The following is a 5069-nucleotide window of genomic DNA, read 5'->3' on the forward strand; positions in this document are numbered from 1 at the left end:
GGCCTCCTCGCCCACGCCGGCACCCGGGAGGGCGTCGAGGACCTGGACCGCCTGCGGGCCGCGCTGGGAGACGAGCGCCTCACCTTCTTCGGCCACTCCTACGGGACCTATCTCGGCGCCCTGTACGCCGACGCCTACCCGCAGCGGGTCCGGGCGGTGGTGCTCGACGGGGCCCTCGACCCCTCGCTCGACCTGACCCAGGAGGTGGAGGCCCAGGCGGTGGGCTTCGACCGGGTGCTCGGCCAGTTCCTCTCGTGGTGCGCGGCCGGCCCCTCGGCGTGCGGCTGGAGCCCGGGCGGGGATCCCGCCGCCGCCTTCCGGGCCCTTCTCGCCTCCGCCCGCCGGCGGCCGCTGCCCGCGGGAGGGAGCCGGCAGATGGGATCGGGCGAGATCTACGAGGCGGTGGAAGGGGTCATGTACTCCCCGTCGCGCTGGCCCTCGCTGGGCCGGGCGCTGGGCGCCGCCGCCGCCGGCAACGGGGCGCCGGTCGTGGCGCTGTCCGACGGCTACCTGAACCACGGCGGCCCCAACGGGGCCGACGCCTTCGAGGCCGTCACCTGCGCCGACCATCCCGCCCCGACCGACCCGGCCGCCTACCCGGCCCTGGCCGCCCGGCTCGCCGGACCGGCCCCGGTGTTCGGGCCCGTGTTCGCGTGGGGGGAGCTGACCTGCGGGCTGTGGCCGGAGCCCCCGACCGGACGCCCCCATCCGGTCCGGGCGGCGGGCTCGCCGCCGATCCTCGTGGTGGGAACGACCTCCGACCCGGTGACCCCGGCGGCCTGGGCCCGGTCACTGGCGGCCCAGCTGCAGCACGGCGTCCTGCTCATGCGCCAGGGCCAGGACCACGTGGCGTACTTCTACTCCGCGTGCGTGCGGAACCGGGTCGACGGCTATCTCCTCAGCGGGACCACCCCGCCGCCGGGCACGCTCTGCGCGACCTGAGCCGGGGCCGGGGCCGGGGCCGACCGGTCCGGGGCGGCGGCCTTGGTGGTGGCCGCCGTCTCCTTGACGATGGGCTGGGCCAGGAGCCACAGGCTGGTCATGGTGTAGGCGACCATGGCCACGATCCAGGGCCACTCGGAGCGCTTGGCCTCGACGCGTGTCCGCGTCACCCGGGCCAGGTGCCGGTGGGCCACCACCACGGCGGCGATGTGCACCAGGACGATCAGCGCCACCTGGAAGTACCAGATGGCCGCCGCCGGCACCGGCTGGCGGTGGATCTCGTAGCTGTCGTTGAACGGGGCGGGCAGCCACTGCCATCCGTCGATGCCGAAGGGGTTGCCGGCCAACGGGATCAGCAGCTGCCCGTTGACGAGCAGGTAGTCGAAGTTGTGGGCGACCAGGTACCCGAAGGCGATCGGCAGGAGTGACGGGATGAGGGCCACCACCGTGCGGTTGAGCCGGCCCGACAGCCGGCCCACCTGACGCACGGCGCGGGAGAAGGTGCCGAACACCAGCCACGCCAGGACGACCAGGGTGAGGAACGAGGCCTCGGCCAGGACCACGTAACGGGCCGAGCCCACCGAGAAGCTCGGGGGCAGCTGCAGCTCGAGGCGCTTCCACACCGGGGTGGCCAGGAGGCCGTCGAAGGTCACCGACATGAGGAGGAGGAACACGAACGTGATCCGGCTCACGGTCGGCTCGAACGCCTGGTCCAGTCCGCCGAGGAACCCCTGGCGGCCGGGCCGGGAGAACCGCCACCAGCCCAGCCGACCCCACGTGGAGTACAGGACCGAGAACATCTCGCCCCGGGCCAGCCACGCCTCGGCGCCGAAGAACAGCCCGGCCAGAACGTTCAGAACGGCGTAGCCGAGCAGGCCCACGCCGGTGACGATCGGGCGGGTGGCCCACCCGTTGTAGATCAGCTCCCCCGACGCCACCAGGAAGAAGATCACCGTGGCCGGCCACCAACCCAGCCCCGCCGGCCACTGCACCCGCTCGGGGCTGCCCAGGACCGCCCGGCGCAGGCCGTCGCGGTCGGCCAGGCGCGCCAACACGGCGAAGGGGTTGATCCACGGCGTCCAGTCCCCCACCACGCCACACGAGATCGGGACGGCGATCCACAGGATCAGCCAGAACGCGGTGGGGACGATGTTCTCGGGGATCTCCTGGGACCCGACGATCCCCGCCACGACCAGGAGGCCCAGCACCAGCACGCCGATGGCCGCCGGCACGGCGCGGTTGCGGCGCACGAAGCTCCCGTCCAGGGCCTCCGAGCCCTCCGGCTGCGTCACCTCCCGGGGCAGCACCAGGAGGAACGAGAGGAACACCACCGCCGCCCCGCCCGTGACGTAGTACACGAGCGGAACCGGGAGGTCGTACCGCGCTCCGAAGGCGTGAGCCAGGATCGGCACGGCGGCAGGCTACCGGCGTCCCCCGCCTCGCCAGTGGCACCCGGGCCCGGATAGAAAGGCGGTGCTGGGCGGGCACGGGAGGACACATGACCAGACGTCGGGGTGCCGTGGTGGCGGTTGGGGTCGGAGCGGCGGCGGTGCTGGCTCTGTCGTCGCTGCTGGTGGCGACGCGGGGCAACGCGGGCACGCGTCCGTTGACCGTCGGAGCGGTGTTCCCGGTTCGGGGCATGCAGTCCGCCCTCGGTCTCGAGGAGCTGCGCGGCGTGCGCATCGCCGCCCAGATGGTCAACCAGGACGGTGGGGTGGGAGGCCGGCCCGTCCAGCTGGCCGTGCGCGACCTCGAGACCCGGCAGCAGGCGGCGGGCGCGGTCGCGGCGGTGAAGGCCGCCGGCGCCCAGGTGGTGGTGGGGGCGTTCTCGTCGCAGCTGTCGATGCCCGCGGCCGCCGCCGCTGCTCACGACGGCATCGTGTACTGGGAGGCCGGCGCCGTCGTCGACCGGCTCACCGGCAGCTCCCCGCTGGTGTTCCGCATCGGGGCGACGGGTGGGGATCTCGGGGACAACTCGGGGCGGTTTGCCGCCACCGTTCTGTCGCCGCGCCTGGGTCTCACGCCGCAGCACACCCGGGTGGCCGTGCTGTACGAGAACGACGCCTACGGGCAGTCGGTCGCGGACGCGTCGCTGGCGTCGGCGCGCGCCGCGGGCATGCCGATCGTGGCCCGCATGGCCTACGACTACTACGCGCCGCACTGGTCGTCGGTGCTGGCCCAGCTGGCCACCGTGCACCCCGACGTGCTGATCCTGGCGTCGTACATCCCCGACGGGATCGCCTTCCGGCGGGCCATGCTCGCCAGCGGCCTGCACGTCGGGGCCATGATCGGCTCGACCATGGCCGAGTGCGGCCCCACCTTCGGCAACGAGCTCGGGCCCCAGGCCGTCGGTGTGTTCGCGTCCGACCGCCCCGAGGGCGGGTTCAACGCCGACGCCCTCAACTCGGTGGGGGCGGCGGCCTACGCCCGGCTGACGGCGGCGTGGAAGGCGCAGACCGGTGAGCCCGCGCCGAGCGAGGAGGGCCTGGCCGGGTTCTCGGCCGGATGGGCGTTGTTCCACTACGTCTTGCCCCGCGCCCACGACCTCGACGCCGCCGGCGTGGCGACCGCCGCCCGCACGCTGACCCTGCCGACCGGCACCCTGCCCAACGGCGCCGGGGTGCACTTCGGGACCGGCGCCCAGCTGGGCCAGAACACCCTGGCGGCGGCGGTCATCTGGCAGTGGCAGTCCTCCGGCCACAGCGTCGTGGTGTGGCCTCCTACCTACGCCACCGGGACGCCCCGGCTCATCCCCCTACCGGCGTGACCGCCCCGGCGCCGGCCTCCGCCCCGGCGCGCCGCGCCCCTGGTGGGCGGCAGCCGGGCCTGCTCCTCGCCGCCCTGGGGCTGGCGGTGGCGCTGCGCGCCGTGAGCACCCCGGCCTTCGTGGCCGTCCTGGCCGGGGCGGTCTGGCTCTCGGGCTGGCGCCCGGCCCGCCCGTCGCTTCCCGCCGCGGGCTGGGGCCTGCTGGGCGCGGTCGTGCTCGTCGCCGGTCCCCTGGCCCGGGCGGCGCCGCCCGTCCACGGCTCGGGCCCGTTCCTTCCCTGGGCCCTCGGCGTGGCCCTGGTCGTCGGGGCCGAGGAGGCCTTCCTGCGTGGCGCGCTGTGGCGGGCGTGGGCGCGCCGGGGCGGGGGGGCCGCGGCGCTGGTCGTCACGAGCGGCGGCTTTGCCCTGGTCCACCTGCCGCTCTACGGGTGGAAGGCGCTGCCGCTCGACCTCCTCGTCGGCCTGGTCCTCGGGGGCCTGCGCCTGGCCAGCGGGTCGGTGGCGGCGCCGGCGCTGGCCCACGTGCTGGCGGACTGGGCGGGGTGGTGGCTGCTGTGAGGCGCCGGGCCCGGACCGCGGCGGTGATGGTGCCGGGCGCCCTGCTCCTGGCCGGGTGGGCGGCGGGGCTGTTCGGCGCCGCCCCACCGCTCTACGACGGTCTGCCCCTGTCCTCCGAGCCGTACCGTTACCTGAAGCCGCCGCCGGGCTTCGCCACCACCCCGGCGCCCACCTCGGCCTCCGAGACGGTCACCGTCACCGGTGCCGCCGGCGCCCAGACGGTGGAGCTGTCGACCACCGAGACCCCGCCCCAGGCCACGATCATCTTCTCGACCGGCGCCTTCTCCGCCCCGGCCGCGGAACGGATCGTCCTCCGTGTCGCTCCCGTGACCCTCCCGGCGCAGCCGGCGCAGCCGGCGCACGGGAGCATCGACGGCAACGTCTACAGCTTCACCGCCACCGGTCCCGGCCCGGGTGGAGCGCCGCAGGCGGTGAACGTCGCCGCCGGGCAGGTCATCACCCTGGCCCTGCGCGCCACCGGGGTGGCGGGGTCCCCCATGCTGGAGCGGTTCGATTCGGGGTCGTGGCGGCCGCTCGCCACCACCCACGTGCCCCCTTCCGAGTACTCGGTGACGACGGACCGGTTGGGGGACTTCGCCCTGATTCTTCCGCCCGGCTCGGGCGGGGGCGGCGGGGGCGGTGGCGCGGTCATCGGCGGGGTCATCGGCGGCGTGCTCGTCGTGCTGGGCGCGGCCATCTTGCTGATCCGCCGCTCGCGCCGCTGACGCGCGCGGGCGATTGCCTGGCCTCGCGCACCTCGGTTTTGGCAAAGTGTGCACGCCGTGAGTTGGCGTCCGCGCCTA

At 75.0% G+C, this 5069-nt stretch carries 5 protein-coding genes; 4 read left to right on the forward strand and 1 reads right to left on the reverse strand.

All coding sequences use genetic code 11. The features are described 5' to 3' along the window. Positions 1 to 942 (forward strand): alpha/beta hydrolase (locus tag VFW24_06925; GenBank protein ID HEX5266487.1); only part of this gene is annotated, 942 nt, incomplete at its 5' end. Here the strand turns inward: VFW24_06925 and VFW24_06930 are convergent. Continuing rightward, positions 891 to 2354, reverse strand: a complete 1464-nt coding sequence (locus tag VFW24_06930; GenBank protein HEX5266488.1) for a hypothetical protein — start codon at positions 2352 to 2354, stop codon at positions 891 to 893. The genes VFW24_06925 and VFW24_06930 overlap by 52 nt on opposite strands. 86 nt (positions 2355 to 2440) lie before the next feature. Here VFW24_06930 and VFW24_06935 point away from each other — a divergent pair, with 86 nt between their 5' ends. The 3 genes from VFW24_06935 to VFW24_06945 are packed head-to-tail and all read left to right on the forward strand — an operon-like array spanning position 2441 to position 4991. Next, positions 2441 to 3709, forward strand: a complete 1269-nt coding sequence (locus tag VFW24_06935; protein ID HEX5266489.1) for an ABC transporter substrate-binding protein — start codon at positions 2441 to 2443, stop codon at positions 3707 to 3709. After that, the gene (locus VFW24_06940; protein ID HEX5266490.1) at positions 3706 to 4266 is read left to right on the forward strand and encodes a CPBP family intramembrane glutamic endopeptidase; all 561 of its coding nucleotides are present in this window, start codon (positions 3706 to 3708) and stop codon (positions 4264 to 4266) included. The genes VFW24_06935 and VFW24_06940 overlap by 4 nt, the downstream gene beginning before the upstream one ends. Then, entirely contained in the window at positions 4254 to 4991 is a 738-nt protein-coding gene (locus VFW24_06945; protein ID HEX5266491.1) for a hypothetical protein, read from the forward strand. The genes VFW24_06940 and VFW24_06945 overlap by 13 nt, the downstream gene beginning before the upstream one ends. The last annotated feature ends 78 nt before the right edge of the window (positions 4992 to 5069 follow it).

Source organism: Acidimicrobiales bacterium (assembly GCA_036273495.1).
GTDB lineage: Bacteria > Actinomycetota > Acidimicrobiia > Acidimicrobiales > JAJPHE01 > DASSEU01.

Coding starts and splice junctions, on each gene's coding strand:
- VFW24_06935 (HEX5266489.1), top strand. CDS start 2,441: ATGACCAGACGTCGGGGTGCCGTGGTGGCGGTTGGGGTCGGAGCGGCG.